General features: G+C 49.6%; 20 protein-coding genes. 9 read left to right on the top strand and 11 right to left on the bottom strand.

The annotated features are described in order from the left end of the window. Positions 1 to 73 precede the first annotated feature (73 nt). Positions 74 to 955: a hypothetical protein gene (locus tag IEX60_RS11060; protein ID WP_188750531.1), complete on the bottom strand. Its 882-nt coding sequence runs from the start codon at positions 953 to 955 to the stop codon at positions 74 to 76. Between the two features lie 69 nt (positions 956 to 1024). Between IEX60_RS11060 and IEX60_RS11055 the strand changes: the two genes are divergently transcribed. Next, the gene (locus IEX60_RS11055; protein ID WP_188750529.1) at positions 1025 to 2365 is read left to right on the top strand and encodes an MBL fold metallo-hydrolase; all 1341 of its coding nucleotides are present in this window, start codon (positions 1025 to 1027) and stop codon (positions 2363 to 2365) included. Then, entirely contained in the window at positions 2365 to 2862 is a 498-nt protein-coding gene (locus tag IEX60_RS11050) for a rhodanese-like domain-containing protein (RefSeq protein WP_188750528.1), read from the top strand. The genes IEX60_RS11055 and IEX60_RS11050 overlap by 1 nt, the downstream gene beginning before the upstream one ends. Before the next feature lie 11 nt (positions 2863 to 2873). On the opposite strand, the gene trxB is transcribed toward IEX60_RS11050, so the two are convergent. The 6 genes from trxB to IEX60_RS11020 form a co-directional block, all read right to left on the bottom strand. Further along, entirely contained in the window at positions 2874 to 3827 is a 954-nt protein-coding gene (trxB, locus tag IEX60_RS11045) for a thioredoxin-disulfide reductase (protein WP_188750526.1), read from the bottom strand. Positions 3828 to 3923: 96 nt separating this feature from the next. Next, positions 3924 to 4922 (bottom strand): 3'-5' exonuclease, encoded by a 999-nt coding sequence (locus tag IEX60_RS11040; protein ID WP_188750524.1) that lies wholly within the window; start codon positions 4920 to 4922, stop codon positions 3924 to 3926. A gap of 173 nt (positions 4923 to 5095) precedes the next feature. Next, the gene (locus tag IEX60_RS11035) at positions 5096 to 6382 is read right to left on the bottom strand and encodes a serine hydrolase domain-containing protein (RefSeq protein ID WP_229717527.1); all 1287 of its coding nucleotides are present in this window, start codon (positions 6380 to 6382) and stop codon (positions 5096 to 5098) included. Positions 6383 to 6470: 88 nt separating this feature from the next. Further along, positions 6471 to 6695: a hypothetical protein gene (locus tag IEX60_RS11030; RefSeq protein WP_188750520.1), complete on the bottom strand. Its 225-nt coding sequence runs from the start codon at positions 6693 to 6695 to the stop codon at positions 6471 to 6473. Continuing rightward, entirely contained in the window at positions 6692 to 7105 is a 414-nt protein-coding gene (locus IEX60_RS11025; protein WP_188750518.1) for a hypothetical protein, read from the bottom strand. Before IEX60_RS11025 ends, IEX60_RS11030 begins: the two co-directional genes overlap by 4 nt. A gap of 23 nt (positions 7106 to 7128) precedes the next feature. Then, positions 7129 to 7677 (bottom strand): RNA polymerase sigma factor, encoded by a 549-nt coding sequence (locus IEX60_RS11020; protein ID WP_188750516.1) that lies wholly within the window; start codon positions 7675 to 7677, stop codon positions 7129 to 7131. A 127-nt stretch (positions 7678 to 7804) separates the two neighbouring features. Between IEX60_RS11020 and IEX60_RS11015 the strand changes: the two genes are divergently transcribed. Both IEX60_RS11015 and IEX60_RS11010 read left to right on the top strand, forming a co-directional pair. Further along, positions 7805 to 8941 carry a cysteine desulfurase family protein gene (locus IEX60_RS11015; protein ID WP_188750514.1) on the top strand — a complete coding sequence of 379 codons (1137 nt, stop codon included), beginning with the start codon at positions 7805 to 7807 and terminating at the stop codon, positions 8939 to 8941. Between the two features lie 74 nt (positions 8942 to 9015). Further along, on the top strand, positions 9016 to 9216 hold the full coding sequence (locus tag IEX60_RS11010; protein WP_188750512.1) for a hypothetical protein: 201 nt from the start codon (positions 9016 to 9018) through the stop codon (positions 9214 to 9216). On the opposite strand, the gene IEX60_RS11005 is transcribed toward IEX60_RS11010, so the two are convergent. Further along, entirely contained in the window at positions 9217 to 9549 is a 333-nt protein-coding gene (locus tag IEX60_RS11005) for a tetratricopeptide repeat protein (protein ID WP_188750510.1), read from the bottom strand. A 120-nt stretch (positions 9550 to 9669) separates the two neighbouring features. Between IEX60_RS11005 and IEX60_RS11000 the strand changes: the two genes are divergently transcribed. The 4 genes from IEX60_RS11000 to IEX60_RS10985 all read left to right on the top strand — a co-directional run bounded on the left by IEX60_RS11000 (position 9670) and on the right by IEX60_RS10985 (position 13377). After that, the gene (locus IEX60_RS11000) at positions 9670 to 10407 is read left to right on the top strand and encodes an electron transfer flavoprotein subunit beta/FixA family protein (protein ID WP_188750508.1); all 738 of its coding nucleotides are present in this window, start codon (positions 9670 to 9672) and stop codon (positions 10405 to 10407) included. A 45-nt stretch (positions 10408 to 10452) separates the two neighbouring features. Continuing rightward, entirely contained in the window at positions 10453 to 11424 is a 972-nt protein-coding gene (locus IEX60_RS10995; RefSeq protein ID WP_188750506.1) for an electron transfer flavoprotein subunit alpha/FixB family protein, read from the top strand. Between the two features lie 81 nt (positions 11425 to 11505). Next, positions 11506 to 12114, top strand: coding sequence for a bifunctional nuclease family protein (locus IEX60_RS10990; protein ID WP_188750504.1), 609 nt, complete (start codon positions 11506 to 11508; stop codon positions 12112 to 12114). Positions 12115 to 12129: 15 nt separating this feature from the next. Continuing rightward, positions 12130 to 13377: a nucleoside permease gene (locus IEX60_RS10985; RefSeq protein ID WP_188750502.1), complete on the top strand. Its 1248-nt coding sequence runs from the start codon at positions 12130 to 12132 to the stop codon at positions 13375 to 13377. Here the strand turns inward: IEX60_RS10985 and IEX60_RS10980 are convergent. The 3 genes from IEX60_RS10980 to IEX60_RS10970 form a co-directional block, all read right to left on the bottom strand. Continuing rightward, positions 13364 to 13840 carry an RES family NAD+ phosphorylase gene (locus IEX60_RS10980; RefSeq protein WP_188750500.1) on the bottom strand — a complete coding sequence of 159 codons (477 nt, stop codon included), beginning with the start codon at positions 13838 to 13840 and terminating at the stop codon, positions 13364 to 13366. The two genes, IEX60_RS10985 and IEX60_RS10980, sit on opposite strands and share 14 nt — an antisense overlap. After that, complete coding sequence (locus IEX60_RS10975) at positions 13840 to 14298, bottom strand: Xre family toxin-antitoxin system antitoxin (RefSeq protein ID WP_188750498.1); 459 nt, start codon at positions 14296 to 14298, stop codon at positions 13840 to 13842. Before IEX60_RS10975 ends, IEX60_RS10980 begins: the two co-directional genes overlap by 1 nt. 85 nt (positions 14299 to 14383) lie before the next feature. Continuing rightward, a complete protein-coding gene (locus IEX60_RS10970; protein ID WP_188750496.1) occupies positions 14384 to 17854 on the bottom strand; it encodes a DEAD/DEAH box helicase in 3471 nt (1156 codons plus the stop codon). On the opposite strand from IEX60_RS10970, the gene hrpB reads away from it, so the two are divergent. Next, a complete protein-coding gene (hrpB, locus tag IEX60_RS10965; RefSeq protein WP_188750494.1) occupies positions 17771 to 20284 on the top strand; it encodes an ATP-dependent helicase HrpB in 2514 nt (837 codons plus the stop codon). The genes IEX60_RS10970 and hrpB overlap by 84 nt on opposite strands. Positions 20285 to 20307 lie beyond the last annotated feature (23 nt).

Here is a 20307-nt window from a genome sequence, read left to right as displayed (position 1 = left end):
GGCAATGAAGCTTGCATGAGCGAATTTATTCGCATTTTTTTTGAGAACAGCTCATGTAGGTTTCATCGGAATATTAACGTCGCTGGTAAAAGTACAAAATTGCATTCAAACCCAATGCTGATTCGCCTAAGGTATAATAACCCTTGCCATCCCGCGAAAAGGCAATGGCCTCGCCTTGCGGTTCCGGCCGGTACGGCAGGATAACAGCCGGCCGTTTCAACGCCTGGGGTACCGATTCTGTACGTTTCCGGTTCCAATAGAAAACACCCAACAGATTTTTCATCAATATCTCCGTTCCATCTGCACGGATATCAGCCGAAGTGACAAAAGTGTGAGGTATGGTGCCGACACGTTTTAATATCAATGTATCCGTTGGGATTTCGGGAAGAATAGTGCGGTAAATTCCTGCCTGAAGCTCTCGTTTACCGATGACGTACAGATAATCGTCCACCGGATCGAAGAACAGCGACTCGGCGTCGCGTGGCCCGTCTTCATATTTCATTACAAAGGTGGTGATGTTTTCCTTGGGAATTGTGTCAATACGTTTGGTCGCCCCGTTTCCTGTAGGTTCCTCAAACAGATGTACATAAACAAATGGATACCGGTTCTTATTGTCACCGATGTCTCCCACCAGCAGGTAATTTCGCTCCGAGCGTTTCACCATCGCAATGTCTTCCCAATCGCGGGCAACGATTCCCTGCAGGTAATAAGTTGCCCGGAGCCGCGCAGAATCATCAATTAGAAATATTCGTGCCGCGTCGCCGCTGTCATTGTGTGTCCAAAAAAAGCCGGCATTCTCCGCTGAACCTATCAATCCCGATGCCTCATTAATTTCCGTGGAAGTAATCCTACCTTTCGGCTGCCCATATCCGAAGAGCATATTTTCTTGTGCCCATGCACCTGTCGCTACCAGGATACCCGGTAAAAATAGTAGGTATTTGCGGTTCCACCTCATGCGGCCAAATTACAAATTAAATTCCCAAAAAACATTTTACCTATCTTTGTTTCCTAAACGCCCACATAGATGAATATACACCAATTTTACGATAAAGGACTGGCGCATGCTTCCTATGCCATCATCAGTGGAGGCCAACTAGCGCTGATAGACCCGGGGCGGAACCCCAAACCGTACCTTGATTTTGCGGCAAGCCAACACGCACGCATATCGGCTATCATTGAAACACACCCGCATGCAGATTTTGTCAGTTCACATGTCGAGCTGTACGAAATGAACGAGGCCCCGATTTACATCAGTGGCTTGGTTGGCGCTGAATATCCACATATACCGTTTGACGAGAATGACCGCATTCCATTGGGCAATGTGCAGCTGCAGGCCATCCATACTCCAGGTCATTCTCCCGATAGCATCAGCATTCTGCTATTGGATGAAGCCGGACGGCCCCACGCAGTATTCACCGGCGATACACTATTTGTAGGAGACGTGGGACGACCGGACTTACGGGAGAATGTAGGGAATATTCGCGCCGAAGCCAGAGCTTTGGCCAAACAGCTGTACCACACCACACGCACCAAATTGATGAAGCTTCCACACGACGTTTTGGTCTATCCCACCCATGGGCCGGGTTCGCTGTGCGGAAAAAATATCGGTAACGACCTGCACAGTACAATTGGCAGGGAAATCCGCGAAAATTATGCCCTACAGCCCATGAGTGAAGAAGCCTTCCTTAACCTGATACTGGACCAACAGCCTTTCGTACCTAACTATTTTGCCTACGATGTGATGCTGAATAAACAGGGAGCGGGTTCTTTCTTAGCGGGCATTGAGGCGATTCCCGCACTTACCGGCCCCCAAGAGATGGAACCTCACGCAATTGTCGTGGATGGCCGTCCGGTCGAGCAATTCCGCTCAGGGCACTTCCCCGGGTCATTCAATATACCGGACGGTTTGCGATTCGAAACCTGGCTGGGTTCTGTCATTAATCCGGATGAACGGTTCTATTTATTGGCTGACAGCGCAGATGAGCTGGGAAAATTACTTGAAAAGGCTGCTAAGATCGGCTATGAACGCCTGATAGAGGCAACACTAATTACCACTGGTGGCTCCTTACAATCCATTCCGTTTGATCTTAAACATTTTTCAGACCATCCGGGAGAATATACGATTGTGGATATCCGGAATCGTCAAGAATCCGATTCAAACCCAATCTTCCAACAGGCCATCCGAATCCCTCTGCCCGAATTACGCGAGCGTATACACGAAATTCCTACAGATAAGCCGATTGCCGTGCACTGCGCAGGAGGTTACCGGTCAGCCATTGGTTCTAGCATCCTGGCCGCTGCATTGCCCGATATCGCCGTACAAGATATCGGTACGAACATTTTGGATCTGGAACGAGCAAACTGATGTGGAAATTAGTTGCGCTAGCCCACCTGATTTGGGGAAATATACAGCAGGATTCGATCCTGAATCCGGAATTTGCCGACCGGCTTAACAGTGTATACCGCCACAGTGTGCCTACGGTGACGGTTAATGGCCTAAAAACGATGATGAAGCAGGGTGTTACCTTACTGGATACGCGAGAGGACAACGAGTTCGAGGTAAGTCACATCCGGCATACACGTCATGTCGGCTACATTTGGTTTGACATGCGTGATGTGTATGACATTCCGAAGAATGATACGCTTGTGGTGTACTGCGCTGTTGGCAACCGAAGTGAACGCATTGGTGAGAAGCTTCAAAAAGCGGGTTACCGGCATGTATATCTGCTACTTGGAGGCATTTACGAATGGGTCAATCAGGGGAACCCGGTATACAACAACCACGATATACAAACGACCGAGATCCACGTGTATGATGAAAATTGGTCGCGATGGCTTGAAAGGGGCTCACCGGTCTACTAAGACACCCGAAATTACATCATTGAATACTCCTTCGCAGCAAGGTAGCGCTCCGCTTCCAAAGCGGCCATGCAACCCGTTCCCGCAGCCGTTACGGCTTGCCTGTATATGTGATCCTGTACATCGCCGCAGGCAAACACGCCTTCAATGTTGGTGCGTGTGCTATCCGGCTGGGTTATCAAATATCCATTGATATCCATATCCAATATCCCCTGAAACAACTCGGTGTTGGGTTTATGTCCGATGGCAACAAAAAAACCGGTAACCGGCAGTACCCTTTCGGCAAGTGTTTGGTTGTTATATATTAAAACCCCGGTCAGATTTTGCCCATCGCCTACAATCTCCTTAGTTTCGGTATTGTAATGGATCTCGATATTGGGAGTATTCAATACACGGTGTTGCATAGCTTTTGATGCCCGGAATTCATCCCGGCGCACCAGCATGTGTACCTTATTGGCAAGTTTGGCAAGATACGTGGCCTCTTCAGCGGCGGTGTCGCCAGCCCCTACAATCGCTACATCCTGTCCTCTGAAAAAGAAACCATCGCACACCGCGCAAGCCGAAACACCGAAGCCGTTATACTTTTGCTCGCTTTCCAGACCCAACCATTTAGCGGTGGCACCCGTAGCAATAATCACGGTATCCGCTGTAATGGCGTGTTCGCCATCTATCACAACCTTATGTACATCTTCCGAAAAATTGACCGATGTAACGTAACCGAAGCGTATATCGGTACCGAAACGTTCTGCCTGCTTCCTGAAATCTTCCATCATTTGCGGTCCCTGTACACCGTCTGGATAGCCTGGAAAATTCTCTACTTCTGTGGTCTGTGTCAATTGACCGCCGGGCACAATGCCGGTATACAATACCGGTTTCAAATCAGCACGTGCCGCATAGATAGCGGCGGTATAACCTGCGGGACCTGAGCCGATGATTAGGCATTTTACATGTTCGTTTTCTTGTGGCATGGTATGAAAAGTCAAAAACTAATAGCCGATAGCCGATAGCTAAAAATTAAAAGCACAAAGATAGCGGATTCACGGAATCCTTTCAACATCCTGCTGTCATTTCCCAAACTTAGCCTGTAGATTTTTCAGCATATCATCCGTTATGGGGCCGGGTTTTTGTTTTGTACGGGATTGCGGATGGTGGTGATGTTTATCTTTATCGGGCCGCCTTTCTCTGTTTGGATGTGAGGAGGCTGTGGGAGGCGTATCACGGACAGAAGGCTCTTTTTGGGTCTGCCGCTGTTCTTTCTGTTTGGAACGGAACCGCTGCCATACTTTATCAAGGCACTTTTTCGTGTATAAAGGAAAGTCACCCTGCATCATCCACGAATAATAGCTGGGCTCGATCGTAAATACCTCTTCAACTGCGCGCCCTTTATGCTTTCCGAAGTTAAATATTTCTTCCCCCTGTTCATTGAATACCATTCTTCCGGCAAAGTCTACCGGGCGACTCAGGTTGGTGAACTGGTGCAGCGCCTCAACGTCATTGATAACCGGAACACATTTGTTGCCCAACTTATCCTCCCATTCCATATTTTCATAGCGGTCCAGTTGAGATTTCAACACTTCATAGGTTGCCCGGACGTCATGCTCCGCACTATGAGCATTATCGAGATCTTTCTCGCAATAAAAACGGTAGGCAGCTTTCAGCGTGCGTTGTTCCATCTGATGGAAAATATTCTGTACATCGACAAAATGGCGGCCATCCAGCGAAAAATCTACACCTGCTCGGATAAATTCCTCCATCAGCATCGGGATATCGAACTTATTTGAATTATAACCTGCTAAATCCGCATCCCCGATGAAGGAAGCCAATTCATTGGCAACGGCTTTGAAGGTAGGTGCCTCTTTGATGTCGTCGTCGTAAATCCCGTGGAACATCGATGACTCCAATGGAATGGGAATTTCAGGATTGATTTTCAGGGTTCTGACGGCTTCCTCACCTTCCGGAGAAATCTTCAGGATAGAAATTTCAACGATCCGGTCTGCAGAGATATTCACGCCGGTTGTCTCCAGATCAAAAAAAGCCAACGGGCGTTTCAATTTGAGGTTCATGTTTTCTGTTAACTAAATACTACAATCCCCAATAGAATACCAATTGCCATAATCACATAAAGCAGTATTTCATTTCCAGCAAAACGCTTATACCTTGTCCAGAAGGTATATTCTTCTTTTTCCGGTTGTTGGCTTTCCATTGTCTGGCAAAGGTAAGCAATATTTCTTATCCATCAATCATCGATGGCCGTTACGATAAGTTGCCTGAACTTCCAGGCGGTTTGGTCGTCTACCGGGCCCTGCGTCTGCTTCATCAGGATGCCGATGGTTTGCTCTTTGGGGTCGGCAAAATATTGGGTATTAAAATATCCGCCCCAGGTAAATGTCCCTTCGCTTCCTTGTCCGCCTTTCATCGCCCCTTGGCCGGTCAGCACACCAAATGCCAGCCCATAGTATTGATCAGTACCCATCAACTCGCCGACCTGATTGGCCATCAGGCTGGCGATCGTTGTCCGGCTAAGGATTCTCACGCCATTGAGTTCACCGCCATTGAGATACATCTGCAGAAATGTCGCGTAATCTTTCGCTGTGCTGGAAAGACCACCCCCGCCGGAAAAGAATTTACGTGCACCCGTAATGGGGTAATCAGGATCGTAAAATGTGTGCGGATAGTTTGCCCATTTATCTTCTTTTTTATGCTGAATGGCCACTAGGCGGTTCGCCTTTTCATCGGGCAGGTAAAACCAGGTATCGTCCATTCCCAACGGATCAAATAAACGTTCCCGCAGAAAACGGTCAAAGGGAAGACCTGAAATTACTTCAACAAAGTATCCCAGCACATCTTGTCCCATGCTGTAGGTGAATTTTTCGCCCGGATCGTGGTGAAGCGGCAATTTAGCCAGCTTTTTCACCACGCTGCCAATGGACACATCACTGGTACTGAACAGATCGGTTGTCCCTGCTTTTTCATAGATCATTTTCATCCGTTCATCGCCATCAATGACGCCATATCCAAGCCCTGATGTATGGGTAAGCAGATGCCTGATGGTAATTTCCCTGCTAGCAGGGCGGGTCGTGTAACTCGTATCTGCATAGTGGAAGGACTGCAACACCTGTGGGTTTTTGAATTCCGGAATGTATTTAGAGACGGGGTCGTCTAACTGGAATTTCCCTTCTTCCCAGAGCATCATGACTGCCGTTGCCGTTATCGCTTTTGTCTGGGATGCAATCCGGAAAATATCGTCTCTTTTCTGTGGCCGGCCGGTGTTAGCATCCGCCGTACCGAAAGCTTTGTAATATACTATTTTGCCTTTCCGCGCAATCAATGCAACGACACCCGGAATCTGCCCGCCGGACACGGCCTGCTGCAACATTTCGTCTATCCGATTTAATCGATTTGGAGAGACGCCTACACGGGTGGGATTTGCTTCCGTAAGCGGTGCGGATTTTTGGATTGAAGGAGTCTGCGCACCAAGCATCAATGCCGATGTGACAAGCAGAAAGGTCAAAAAGGATTTCATCTGCATAAGTTAGGAATACATTAGCGGATCAAACTTAGCTAAAGTTACTTTTATATGCAATACAATGGGATACCTAACCGAAACTTTTCTATAGCTCGTATTCCAGTGGTTCGCAGAAAATCCCTGCCTCTTCCAATAGAAGTGCCACTGTTTCCGGTTGGAGGCCAATGGCCTCTATCCGTAGAATCTTATCGCAGTCTTCCAAGTCAAACGTCCAATGCTTGATCGACACCATACGTTCAAAAAGTAGCTCGACTTGCCTGACGTGCACCGGCGTGCTTACATTGGTTTTGTAAATGAAGATATCTGTCATTGCCTGTGTCCTTTCTCTTCATGTTGGTGTTGGTCTCCGTCGTTACGATTTGGATCTGCACCTGTGTTAACCGGTTCTCCCCAAGACTCCCACCGGCACCAATCCCGCTGCATGTAGGCGTTGAACCGCGCTTTGTCCGCTACGTCCATTTGGGCAAATTTCCTGCGCATGGCCCTTTTGCTCCATTGCGGACCGCCACGCCTCGGACCTCCGCCCCCGAAGCCGAACAGCAACTTACAGAGGAAGAATAAGGCCATCGACTGCCACAGGTTGATGGCCTTAACCCCAAACAGCGCCGGTAATGTGTAATTCCAAAGATGCATCACCGCAAAGCTTACCAAAAAGAGGAAGCCAATGGCTAGAATGGGAATAAAAATAAACCGTATTCTACTTCTAAATAATTTTTTCATGTTTTTCTTTGTTAACTTACTCGTTATTTTACCATTAATTCATCATAAAAGATTTTCAGCCGTTTCCTCAGGTGCAATACCGCATAATGCTTTCGGGAAATGAGTTTACCCACTGGCTCACCGGTAACTTCAGCGATCTCTGCGAAAGACAGGTGTTCTAACTCGTGCCAGATAAATACATTCTTTTGCGCAGGCGGAAGCTCTTCCAACGCCCGCCATAACTGCTGCCAAGCCATGCGTTCCTGAAAAGCAGTCTCCGGATTGTCGTCGGCCACCGGCGTGAATTTGCCGAATTGCTGTTCCTCACTGTCCTCATCTGCCAGGTGGTTCCAGGTAGATTCGGACTTCTTACGCCTCTTGTCAATGATCCGGTTTTTTGCAACGCGGTACAACCAAGCTCCCAATTGCTCCACCGGCCGCGTATTGATCACTGCACTCAGTTGGTACCATACATCCTGCAGAATATCTTCCGCGTCGGCATCGTTGCTTACATGTTTCCTAATGAAGCCGAGCAACCCCTTCTTGTGTGAGGCGACGGTTGCCGTTATTTTTCCTTGCTTTTCATTAGTCATTTTCCACGTATGTGAGACGATTTTCCAATCCTTTGTATCTATAGACGAACGAACCCTTAAAACATTTCAAAAAAATTTCACTTTTTATCGAGCGCATTCTAAATGCGAATCTTCGTACCTTTGCACCATGCAAGTGTATTTTGACAACGCCGCCACGACGGCTCTTGACCCTCAGGTTATCAAGGCCATGGTCGAAACCATGGAGCTTAGCTATGGAAATCCTTCATCGATTCATGCACATGGGCGACAGGTAAAAACGATCGTGGAACGAGCGCGCAAAACGGTAGCTGGATTGTTGAACACTTCACCGTCGGAAATTTTTTTTACATCGGGCGGAACCGAGGCCGACAATACTGCGATCGTTAGGGGCATTGTAGACAACGGCATTAAACACGCCATCACTTCGCCTCTAGAACACCATGCCGTACTGCATACATTGGAAGCACTTGAAAAAAACGGTACGGTTAAGTTGACCCTACTTAATGTAGACGGGAAAGGCCAAGTAGATTTGCAACAATTGGAACAATTACTGAAAGATAACCCCCGTTCATTCGTTTCGCTGATGCATGCCAATAATGAAATCGGCACGCTTACAGATATTGAATACATATCAGCCTTGTGTAAGCAATACCAAGCCATTTTCCATTCGGATACGGTGCAGACCATGGGGCATTACAAGCACGATTTGACCAAGTTGCAAATCGATTTCATAACAGGTGCTGCTCATAAATTCCATGGTCCCAAGGGAGTTGGGTTTCTATATGTGAACCATAACACCAAGATAAACCCCTTTATTTATGGGGGTGCCCAGGAGCGCAACATGCGGGGGGGCACCGAAAACGTGTACGGCATCGTGGGCCTGGCAAAGGCGCTTGAAATCTGCTATGCTGAAATGGCGGAGCACCGGCAGCATATACAGGGTTTGAAAGACTATATGATAGCCCAACTGAGGGAAAACATCCATGACGTTCAGTTCAATGGCGATATCACACCGGAAAACAGCTTGTATACGGTGTTGAATGTATCATTTCCCTGTACCGATATCGCGGATATGATGCTCTTCAGCCTGGATATAGCGGGTATATCCGCCTCAGGCGGAAGTGCCTGCAGTTCGGGGTCTGACATCGGCTCTCATGTATTGCGAGCAATCGGTGTAAATTCCGGCCGACCGAGTGTACGCTTCTCCTTCTGCAAAAACAACACTCGTGAAGAAATTGATTTCGTGGTTAGTAAATTAAAGGAACTGTGTCTGGAAAAAGCATAATATAGGCAAACAATAAAAAAGGTTGGTTGTTATCTTCTACAGCGAAATTACTAATAGTAGAAAGGAGAACAGTGATGGAACGGAAAAATCAATCAACGAGCCCTTTAAAAGAGGATCGGTATCGTAAACCAATCCCAAAAAAGGGAAAGGACGAAAATGACATAATAGCAGAGGCTGAAGAAGTAACAGATATTGATAAGGAAAGTTTCTCCGACAGGAAGTATAAAAGAAGACATGATTCCCCTGCTGATGTCAGCAATCCCGGCACCGTTTAATTATTCATCTTCATCATCCATTCCGGTAGCCGTACGGTAAGCGGCCTGCAATTCGGATAACGCATGCATATCGCGTTTGGTTCGCGCACTATGCATGCCTTTTTCGTAAACGGCAATCGCATCTTCCCTCCTATTCAGCGCCTCGTATAATTTACCGAGGTGATAATATGTGCCCACGTATGCAGGATGTTTAACAACTAATTCTTCATAGTATCGCAACGCCTCTTCGGTATGCCCCAGTTTGAGGTGTTCCGTAGCAAGTGCGTAGGTAAGAAACGGGTCATTCGGATTCTCAGCTAAAAAATCAGTCAGTTGCTGTAAACGGTCGGTCATAACAAACGGTCAAACTATCGTATAAGAAGCAAATCTATCATTAAATAAGCAACTACACAATCCCCTTTTGGTTTGCATATCCACAGAAGTTTGCCGATGTTTGTATAAAACCAATTTTTTATGAACATATTAGTTTGTATCAGCAACGTGCCCGACACGACTTCCAAAATAACGTTCACGAGCGACCACACGTCATTGAATACTTCCGGAATCCAGTTCATTGTAAATCCCTATGACGAAATAGCTTTGTCAAAAGCCATTGGCCTGGCCGAAGGGGGCAATGGAACGGTCACCGTGATCAATATTGGAGAAACCGGTACCGAAGCAACGATCCGCAAAGCCCTAGCCACGGGGGCCGATCAGGCTGTGCGTGTAAATGCCGTGCCGCGTGATGCGTGGTTTGTAGCCCATCAGATTGCAAACTATGCAAAAGACAAGGGATTCGATCTGATTCTTACCGGAAGAGAATCCATTGATTACAACGGTGCCCAGGTAGCGGCTTTTGTGGGCGAACTGCTGGGTATTCCTTCCATATCCACTGCCAAGAAAATTGACATCGATGGCAATGCCGCTACGGTGGAACGTGAAATCGAAGGTGGCAAGGAAGTGCTTTCCGTCCCACTGCCCTTGGTTGCGGGCACGGCGGAGGGCGTCGCCGAACCCCGTATTCCCAATATGCGGGGAATTATGAGCGCACGTACGAAACCACTCGATGTCATCGAACCGGTTGAAGTGCCTGTGTTGTCCAAAGTGGTGCGCTATGAAACTCCCGAACCCCGGGGCGCCGTTACATGGGTGGACGCTGGCGAAGTAGAAAAATTAGTAGACCTGTTGCACAACAAAGCAAAGGTGATTTAGGTTCTCCAGTATTTTTATTTTTTTACTTTTTACTTATCCCCGAATATGTCAGTTTTAGTATATACCGAAAATAACAACGGCTCGTTTAAGAAATCCGTATACGAAGTGGTTTCCTATGCAAAAGCCCTAGCAGACAGCCTGAATACCTCTCTTACCGCTATATCCATCGGTAACGTTGATCAGCCGGCATTGGCTTCATTGGGAAATTACGGTGCCTCCCGGGTGCTGGATGTGTCCAATGACCAATTAAAACAATTCATCAACCAGGCATACGCATCGGTGATTGCCGAGGCCGCCAACTACGTAGGGGCAGATCTCATCGTTATTTCCAACTCCTTCAGCGGGAAAGGACTGGCACCACGCGTGGCAGCCAAGCTGCAAGCCGGATTGGCTGACGGGGCCGTTGAGTTGCCGCAAATTGATGGCGACAAAATCACCGTGAAGAAAACCGCATTTTCCGGTAAAGCATTTGCCCTTACTGAACTTACCTCCGCGAAGAAGGTAATTGCATTGAACCCGAACGCTTTTGAACTACGGGAAACCGGGGGCAATGCAGAGATCGAACCGTTCCATCCAACGATACCAAACAACGATTTTGCAACCGCTATTCAGGACATTGTCCGCACCACGGACAAAGTAACGCTGCCGGACGCTGAAATCGTGGTCTCCGCCGGACGTGGGCTCAAAGGACCGGAAAACTGGGGAATGATCGAAGAATTGGCAGATGCGCTGGGTGCAGCTACCGCTTGTTCTAAACCGGTATCGGACGCTGGATGGCGGCCACATTCCGAACACGTGGGCCAAACGGGAATCACCGTAAGCCCGAATCTATATATCGCAATCGGAATCTCGGGAGCTATTCAGCACCTGGCCGGCGTCAGCGCTTCAAAAACCATTGTGGTCATTAACAAAGATCCCGAGGCTCCCTTTTTTAAAGTAGCTGATTATGGGATTGTTGGCGATGCCTTTGAGGTGGTACCCAAACTTACGGCAGCCATTAAGGCTTACAAAGGCTAACTTTATACGATAAAAACAGGTAAGGTAACGGTATTTTCAATAACTATTCGCATCTTTGTGTGTCCCGTAGGGGAATGATGTATGAAGAAGATTAAGTTAGATATTGTCGGTTTGTCCTATAGCCAGACCCAGTCCGGCGCTTATGCATTGGTGTTGGGCGAAGTGTCGGGCCGCCGGCGCTTACCCATCATTATCGGCGGTTTCGAAGCACAGGCTATCGCCATCGAAATTGAGAAGATGACCCCAAGCAGGCCCTTAACCCACGATCTGTTCAAAACCTTTGCAGAAACCTACCACATACGAATCGATGAAGTAATCATTTACAACCTTGTCGATGGTATCTTCTACGCAAAGATCATCTTTAACGACGGGCACAAGCAAACCGAAATCGATGCCCGGACATCGGATGCCATTGCACTAGCCGTACGGTTTAAGGCACCGGTGTATACCTATGAATTCATTTTGGCTTCTGCCGGTATCGTCATCGAAGGGAATGATTTCGTGTTTCTTGAGAACATTGAATCGTCAGGAGCCGGCGACCCGGAAGCGATGACTTCCAAAGATGCTTCTTCATTTGCATCGATGACCGACGACCAGTTGCAGGAAACCCTCTCCAAGGCACTGGCGGATGAGCAGTATGAAAAAGCTGCCCGAATACGGGATGAAATCACACGAAGAAAATCGTCGTAACTAAAATCGGTAACTATGTCGATCCGAACCCGACTCACGGTGATGAACTTCTTTCAGTTTTTCGTCTGGGGTTCGTGGTTGATTTCTCTTGGTGGTTATATGGGGAGTCAACTCGGTTTTTCCGGTCTGCAGATCGGCTCTGTCTATTCAACCATGGGCATTGCAGCGGTGTTTATGCCCGGGTTGCTCGGTATTGTGGCCGACCGCTGGATCAATGCAGAACGTGTATTTGCCGTTGCGCATTTTATTGCAGCGGGCGCATTGATTGCGGCAACGCGCGTTACTGACTTCCAGACGTTTTACAGCTTGATGCTTATCAATTCACTGTTTTACATGCCCACCCTGGCACTTTCCAATTCGGTATGTTACAATGTATTGACGAGAAGAGAATTTGACGTGATCCGGTCTTTCCCGCCCATCCGGGTGTGGGGCACGGTAGGCTTTATCGTGGCCATGTGGGCCGTCGATCTGTTGGGGTGGACAAAGAGTACGAATCAACTTTACCTCGCCGCCGGCGCAGGGTTATTTCTGGGTTGCTATGCATTTACTGTACCTCCCTCCCCTCCGTTTCTGGATGAAACCCGAAAAAAAAAGCTCGCTTCGTCACTCGGATTGGATGCCTTTATCCTGTTTAGGAAGAAAAACACGGCGTTGTTTTTTGTCTTTTCGTTGTTGTTGGGAGCCGCGTTGCAGATTACCAACGCTTTCGGTGGCCCGTTTCTGGACGATTTTAAATCTACCTATCCGGATTCATTCGGTGTGCAGCACCCCAACCTACTGCTCTCCATTTCCCAGATTTCCGAAACCTTTTTTATTTTGCTGATTCCGTTTTTCCTTACACGCTTCGGCATCCGCAACGTGATTCTGTTTAGCATCTTTGCCTGGGTATTCCGCTTTGGCCTGTTCGGTTTGGGAAACCCCGATAACCGGCTGTACCTGTTGGTCTTATCCATGATCATTTACGGCATGGCTTTCGATTTCTTCAACATTTCCGGCTCACTGTATGTCGAAAAAGTTGCGGCGCCGAAAATTCGCTCCAGTGCACAGGGGCTCTTCATGATTATGACCAATGGCTTCGGAGCCATTATCGGCGGCTACGGTAGCGGGTGGGTGGTCGACCACTTTACAAGCTCCGGCGGTGTTCGGGATTGGCCCAATATCTGGTTTACATTCGCTGGTTATGCGTTGGCACTAGCCCTGCTTTTCCTCCTGATATTCCGGAACAAACGGATCGAAACCAACCAGGCTTCTACCCCATCTTAATGCGGATAAGTCGGCTATCAACGGGCAGCTGTTCCACGGATGCTACGGTGATCAAATCGTGATAGCCTGGGAATAACGGATTCAATAAACAATTGTATTCTTTAGGATTGACTGCCGACCGCACCCGGACACCCAAGTAATTGGCTTCCCGCATCCACCGGTCGCCCATCCGTTTGTTTTCCAGGTGGCCCAGCTTTGTCCATTGTTTCGGATACGCAGAATCGGGCAGTGTATGGATTAACTCGGGCTTGCCCCCCACCTCAATGCTTATGATAAACAGCTTGGGTGGAATGATGTCCGGGTCGAAATGCACGAGGTTTTCCAGGTAAGCCAACGAGCTGTTCTCGCTGGTATAAAGCATATAGGTGCCCGGATTATTCCAGCGCCCCCCAAATGTATATGCACCCATGCCTGAAAGATCAGTGGTTCGCTGCCTCGATTTAGCGATCCGGTAGAGCAGCATCAGGAATACACCCCCTCTTCAATGCGTCCCAATACGGTATTGACCAAGGCCAGCCCCGTGGGCATGTGAAAAAGCGCTAGCGGACGCATCCCGTTCATTGACCGATTGGGCGTAGCCAGCCAATCGCGCACCTTATCTTCATCCTCAAAAACCATCACGGCATGTTCAACCACTTTGGCAATCTCGATGATATGCGAGGAGGTATGGCGATCCAAGCGGTCTTCGCTACGCTTGCGTTCGATGGTTTTCACCGACATATCAAGGATGCTTTCTACAAACTGTTTCTTGGGCATTCCCAAAAAGGAAATCAGCGCGTCGAGCGATGCTCGTTTCAATCCCTCATTACTTAGGGTAATCAAATCAAACTCTGTTTTGACACCCATGCCGAGCACTTCTTTTCCTCCCAAGAGCGATACCACATCCCAATAAACCTTCGTCTCTTTCTTACTTGCAGCCATATGCGACATTTTTTCCAAAGATAAGGATAATTTGTCGTTTTTCAAAAACATACCCACAAATGGTCCCCATCCGTTACGGGGTAAACTACAACAACCCCAACAACTTTTCCTTGTCCAATGTCCGGAAAAATGAGCTATCGCTGTCCACCAATCCATCTGCCAATGCAAGCTTGGTGGCCTGTAGTTGCAACACTTTCTCTTCCACAGTACCCGGGGTCACTAACCGGTAAGCCACTACTTTCTTTTCCTGGCCGATGCGGTGTACACGGTCAATCGCCTGGTTTTCCACCGCAGGATTCCACCAAGGATCTACTAAATATACCACTTCCGCAGCCGTCAGGTTTAAGCCGGTGCCACCTGCTTTCAGGCTGATCAGGAAAATCCGGATGGCAGGGTCTTCTTGAAATGCGTTGACAACCTGTTCGCGATTACGCGTACCGCCCGTAAGGCTGACGTATCGGATGCCAATATCATCCAACATGTCTGCGATGAGGTGAAGCATCGACACAAACTGTGAGAAAACTACGATTTTATGATAAGGGGCTTTATCCTGAATCTGCTCTTTGAGCAATTCAATTTTAGCCGATACGGCAGTATTCAGCATCCCATCGGGCAACAATGCAGGTGAATTGCAGAGCTGTCGCAGCCGAGTCAATCCGCGGAGCACGTGCATCGGACTGTTATCCACGTCCTCACCGGACAGGGCTGAAAGGAAATCACGGAATTCCTTTTCATAGGCATCGTATATCTTTCGCTGTTCCACTCCCATTTCACTGTACAGTACGGTAGCAACCTTTTCGGGCAGGTCCGTCGCAACCTCCTGCTTGGTACGCCGCAGGATAAAGGGCCGGATTTTACGTTGCAGTTCCATCCGGCGTTTTTTATTTTTGAACAGATCAATGGGTCTTCCATACACATCCCTGAAATACCGCTTGTCGCCCAGCAAACCGGGACAGGCAAATGATAACTGCCCATACAGGTCGAATGAACTGTTTTCAAAGGGCGTACCGCTGATGGCAATCCGATTGCCGGACTGCAGAAGTCGAACTGCCTTATACCGCTGTGAATCGGGATTTTTAATGTACTGGGATTCATCGAGGTATATGTAGTTGAAAACAATCCCCTTCAGAAAGCGGATATCAGCCAACAAGGTGGTGTAGGAAGTCAGTACCACATCGTATTGTCCGACGGTTTCAAGTGATTTGGCACGACTGGAACCATACAACGTTAATACCGTCAACGACGGAGCCAATGCAGCCAACTCCCGTTGCCAATTAAAGATCAGCGTGGCGGGCACCACCACGAGGTCTGTGCCTTTCCGGCCAGCCTCCCGTTGCGACAGCATAAAGGCGATGACCTGCACCGTTTTTCCCAAGCCCATTTCATCCGCCAGTATCCCGCCGAACTTGAATTCATCCAGGAAGCATAGCCAGTTCAATCCTTCCTGCTGATAGCGACGAAGCTTAACCCGGAGGCCGCGGGGTGCATCCACGTCGGGGATAGACTCGAAATTGGCCAGCCGCTCACGGAATTCCCGGATTTCAGTGGCAGCCGTTTCGTCCAACATCGCCGCGTCATAGAGGACCCCTACCGTTTCAAAATTGGCTTTCGCAAAACGGATGGTCACATCGTCCACCACTTCGCCTGCACGGAAATACTGTGCAAACTTTTCCAGCCATTCTTGGGGCAGAATACCGACTGTTCCGTCGTCCAGCGCCACATACCTGCTCTTATTGCGCAGCGCTGCCTGAATTTTTTTCAACGATGCTTTTTTCCTTCCAAAACGTACCTCGTGCGTGGCGTTGAACCAATTTAATCCGCTGATGACTTTGATATCAACCGTTACTTTGTTTGGATTCAATTTATTGCCACTGAGCTCATTGAACCCGTATACTTCGATGCCTGCTTCACGCCAGGTATCAAACACCGGCAAAAACCACGCTTCATCTAGAAAATACCGTTTATGAAGGTAGAAATAGTAGAGTTGGTTATCCAGCTGTTCCGGAAAGTAGGGATGCTGCTTAATAAGCCCTTCAATAAATGCCTGTTCGAAATCCGCATTCCGTGCAACCCTGAATTCATTCCCCTTTCCATCCACTGCCTTCAATTGCTTTTCTGTCCGGATTGCTACCTCTGCCTCACCATAACGGACAACGGGGATAAGCATGACATGCGGACCGAAATCCGATAGGTAAATTAACCGCTCGGGCAATGCAGCGAAGCCTGTCTCGGCCAGTTGCGCCGGCGTGCCAGGTTTGACATCGGGGTATTCCACGCGGATGCTTTCCGACAGTTTGTCGAGCAATTGCCGCTGGAAGTCACGGTATTTGCTGGCATGAATAAGCAATTTCCCCCCTTGTTCGCGCAGCAGGGCTACCAAGGATAGCAGCAGCGTACTGTCTGCAAGATACAACGTGTCTTTCAGTAGGAAAAAACATCCTAGCTTAAGCGGTAGTTCATGCAATGCATAAGATTTTCCGTCCAGTCCAACGTTACCGGTAATCGCATAAAAAGCACCCGCTGCCCGCACGGAAAGGCTAACCGTGCCAAGCATTGCCACCGCCTTTACCGGAACAAGCGATTTAGACGAAAAATTTTCACCCAGTTGTTCATCGTGGTAGTACAGGGGATAGTCTGCTCCGTTTCTGATCACGGTACGCAGCGCTAGCAAATCCGAAGCCATACGGTCCCCGTTTTCTACCTGCTGGAGCCGGGCAATTGCAGCATAGAACTTGGCCTCCTCAACTCCTACGGCCATGGTAAGCCGCTGAAGTGGCTCAACACGATTAAAAGGTGGTTTTAAACTTCCGGAACGGGTGCGCCCTGCGTCTATAAGTTCTACTACCGGATTCCGGTAATATTTATGGCGGCTGACAACCAAAATAGTCCGTTCTGTGGATGTCTCATCCGGCGGCTGTGGATGCCTGCGCTCCGCCTGTTCCTCCAGTTCGCGGAACTTGGGCGACGTAAGTGGCAGCAACCCCGCCAAACGGGGTTGGATGGTTAATCGTCCACCAGTAAGCACGGGAGCCAGGTAACGGTCTAGATCGGGCTCATGTTCCAGTCCGTAGGCGACAGCCGCCTGTCGCAACCTGCGGTGGCGGAGCGAAGACACAAAAAAAACACCTAGTTCTTCCCTTCGAACGAGCGCAATCAATACCGTGGCTTCTAGTGCTGTAAGGACTTCGTCCGGACCGGCCAGATCGCTGGATACGGTTACCTGACCGTCTTCCTGAATTACACCGACCGTTGCCTCCCCCCCGTCCGAAAGACGGCAGGTAAATGTCCCCGCATCCACCGCCAACTCCCTAGGCTGTACCAAAGCGATGGCCTGGGAATCCGCCCAAAAACCACGTTCAGAGACCGACACAATCATCGGCTCAGAAAGCTGCTCCACGGCTGTATCCCGAAAAATAAAAATATGGGTTCCCTGAGTTTCCAGCATCCGCAAACTTAGGTAAATTTGCCCACAATGACAGCGCGCTTTCATCCATTCACCACCGATCTGCCGATCGCCGAATCCATTCCACAGGTCAGGCAGATTCTTGCGGCGCACAACACCCTTATTCTGAGCACACCACCCGGGGCGGGCAAAAGTACCATCGTACCGCTGGCACTGCTGGATGAGCCGTGGTTGCAGGGCAGGAAAATCATCATGCTAGAACCGCGCCGCCTGGCTGCGAGCAGTATTGCCCATCGCATGGCATCCCTCTTAGGCGAAAAAGCGGGCGGGACGGTGGGCTACCGTGTCCGCTTTGAAAACCAGACGTCCTCCCGTACGCGTATCGAGGTAGTCACGGAAGGCATCCTCACCCGCATGCTTCATCATGACAATGCACTGGAAAACGTGGGCATTGTCATCTTCGATGAGTTTCATGAACGGCGCCTGCACACGGACCTATCCATGGTACTGTGCCGGGAAAGTCAAGCCATATTACGGCCTGACCTGCGACTGCTAATCATGTCGGCCACATTGGATACCGATCAGCTTGCCACTTTACTGCAGGCGCCGGTTGTGGAAAGCGACGGACGCATGTATCCAGTCGATATCGTCCACACAGAAGAACCTGATCTGCGGGAGTTACCGCGGGAATGTGCTCGTACTGTCATCCGTGCTATCCGGGAAAAACAGGGGGATATACTCGTCTTCTTGCCGGGCGAAGCGGAAATCCGTGCCTGTGAACAGCTGCTCCTTGCCAACTCAATGGGGGCAGCCGTCCATCCACTCTACGGGCAACTGTCGTTGGCTGAACAGCATGCCGCCATCCAACCTAATCGCCGGGACCAACGAAAAATCGTGCTGGCCACGTCTATTGCGGAAACCAGCCTTACCATTGAAGGAATCACCGTTGTAATAGATTGCGGTTATACGCGCACCCTGGTGTTCGACCCACCGTCGGGCTTGTCGCGCCTGAAAACCATCCGTATCTCGCAGGATGCGGCCAACCAGCGCGCCGGACGTGCCGGCAGACTCGGACCGGGAACCTGCTACCGACTATGGACCGCAGCCACCGAACAGCGCATGGCTGCCTACCGGACACCGGAAATTCTGGAAGCCGATCTGACCTCCCTTCTGCTCGATACGGCCCAGTGGGGTGTACAGGACCTCAAACAGCTGGATTGGCTCACACCGCCGCCCCCCACTACCGTAATGCTGGCCCAAGATCTATTGACCAAACTTGGCGCACTTGACGATGGAAAAATCACCCGGCACGGAAAAGCCATTCATGCCCTGCCTTGTCACCCCCGTATCGCCCACATGCTATTGGAAGGCCAGCGCTTGGGAAGGGCCGGTCTCGCAACCGATATCGCTGCTCTTCTAGAGGAGCGCAATCCGCTTGGCCGAGAAGCAGGAACGGATATCACCTCCCGCATCGAAGCATTACACAGGTACCGGACGGGAAATGAACAGAGTAAGCGCCTGGGAAATATCGAAAAGATCGCCCATTCTTACCGAAAACTGCTTGACGCCAAGGAAGACAATGAAGTAACAGCCCCTTACGTTGCCGGCCTCCTTCTCGCACATGCCTATCCGGAGCGGATCGCCAAAGCCCGGAATGATGGCAAAGGAACCTATCAATTGGCCAATGGCAAAAGGGCGGTTGTACCACCGGGCGATGACCTCGCCCACGAACCCTGGCTGGCGATTGCCCTCTTGGACGCCCGCGACGGACTGGGCAAGATCTTTCTCGCTGCTACGGTTAATCCGGCTGACCTATTGCCGTTTGTCCAAACGTCACAACGTATCGCGTGGGATACCCAAAAAGGATGCGTGGTTGCTTCTCACGACCGCCGTATCGGCAGCATCACACTGGAATCTTTACCTTTGCCAAAACCCGATGAGACGGCCATCATCGATGTGCTCTGTGAAACCATCCGCAGTGAAGGAATGCAGCTGCTTCCTTTCACCGAAGCCGTGGAGCAATGGCAAAACCGCGTGCTTAGCCTCCGCCATTGGCGGCCGGAAGACAGTTGGCACGACGTATCCACGGCCACCTTGCTCCGCCATCCGGAGCAATGGCTTACCCCCTATCTGGGAGGAATCCGCAAAGCCGAGGAACTGAAAAAACTGGACCTATGCGATATCTTACACCATAGTCTCGACTACCAACAGCAACAGGCGATGGATCATTTGGCACCTACCAACCTTATTGTACCCAGTGGCTCAGCGATTAAACTACGTTATTCTTCCACCGGTGAACCACCTGTATTAGCCGTGCGGCTACAGGAAGTATTCGGGCTGCTGGATACCCCCCGGATCAATGATAACCAAACCTCCGTAATACTGCACCTCCTGTCGCCGGGATTCAAACCGGTACAGGTAACGGCTGATCTCCGCAGCTTTTGGCAAACGACTTATTTCGAGATACGCAAGGAATTAAAAAGGCGGTATCCTAAACATGCCTGGCCCGAAAATCCCCTTCAGGCACAGGCCGTGCGGGGTGCCCCAAAAAGACCACCGGTTTCCAAAGATACAACGCGTTAGGGAATCTTCGCAGCCGTAACCTG

The organism is Parapedobacter defluvii (genome assembly GCF_014642075.1).
Classification (GTDB): domain Bacteria; phylum Bacteroidota; class Bacteroidia; order Sphingobacteriales; family Sphingobacteriaceae; genus Parapedobacter; species Parapedobacter defluvii.
The sequence above is the reverse complement of the archived record's forward strand: the minus strand, read 5'-3'. Positions and strand labels throughout refer to the sequence as shown.

Coding starts and splice junctions, on each gene's coding strand:
- IEX60_RS10975 (WP_188750498.1), bottom strand. CDS start 14,298: ATGGCTGCAAGTAAGAAAGAGACGAAGGTTTATTGGGATGTGGTATCG.
- IEX60_RS11035 (WP_229717527.1), bottom strand. CDS start 6,382: ATGAAATCCTTTTTGACCTTTCTGCTTGTCACATCGGCATTGATGCTT.
- hrpB (WP_188750494.1), top strand. CDS start 17,771: ATGACAGCGCGCTTTCATCCATTCACCACCGATCTGCCGATCGCCGAA.
- trxB (WP_188750526.1), bottom strand. CDS start 3,827: ATGCCACAAGAAAACGAACATGTAAAATGCCTAATCATCGGCTCAGGT.
- IEX60_RS11040 (WP_188750524.1), bottom strand. CDS start 4,922: ATGAACCTCAAATTGAAACGCCCGTTGGCTTTTTTTGATCTGGAGACA.
- IEX60_RS10995 (WP_188750506.1), top strand. CDS start 10,453: ATGTCAGTTTTAGTATATACCGAAAATAACAACGGCTCGTTTAAGAAA.
- IEX60_RS11005 (WP_188750510.1), bottom strand. CDS start 9,549: ATGACCGACCGTTTACAGCAACTGACTGATTTTTTAGCTGAGAATCCG.
- IEX60_RS10980 (WP_188750500.1), bottom strand. CDS start 13,840: ATGCTGCTCTACCGGATCGCTAAATCGAGGCAGCGAACCACTGATCTT.
- IEX60_RS11030 (WP_188750520.1), bottom strand. CDS start 6,695: ATGACAGATATCTTCATTTACAAAACCAATGTAAGCACGCCGGTGCAC.
- IEX60_RS11000 (WP_188750508.1), top strand. CDS start 9,670: ATGAACATATTAGTTTGTATCAGCAACGTGCCCGACACGACTTCCAAA.
- IEX60_RS11060 (WP_188750531.1), bottom strand. CDS start 955: ATGAGGTGGAACCGCAAATACCTACTATTTTTACCGGGTATCCTGGTA.
- IEX60_RS11015 (WP_188750514.1), top strand. CDS start 7,805: ATGCAAGTGTATTTTGACAACGCCGCCACGACGGCTCTTGACCCTCAG.
- IEX60_RS10990 (WP_188750504.1), top strand. CDS start 11,506: ATGAAGAAGATTAAGTTAGATATTGTCGGTTTGTCCTATAGCCAGACC.
- IEX60_RS11020 (WP_188750516.1), bottom strand. CDS start 7,677: ATGACTAATGAAAAGCAAGGAAAAATAACGGCAACCGTCGCCTCACAC.
- IEX60_RS10985 (WP_188750502.1), top strand. CDS start 12,130: ATGTCGATCCGAACCCGACTCACGGTGATGAACTTCTTTCAGTTTTTC.
- IEX60_RS11010 (WP_188750512.1), top strand. CDS start 9,016: ATGGAACGGAAAAATCAATCAACGAGCCCTTTAAAAGAGGATCGGTAT.
- IEX60_RS11055 (WP_188750529.1), top strand. CDS start 1,025: ATGAATATACACCAATTTTACGATAAAGGACTGGCGCATGCTTCCTAT.
- IEX60_RS11025 (WP_188750518.1), bottom strand. CDS start 7,105: ATGAAAAAATTATTTAGAAGTAGAATACGGTTTATTTTTATTCCCATT.
- IEX60_RS11050 (WP_188750528.1), top strand. CDS start 2,365: ATGTGGAAATTAGTTGCGCTAGCCCACCTGATTTGGGGAAATATACAG.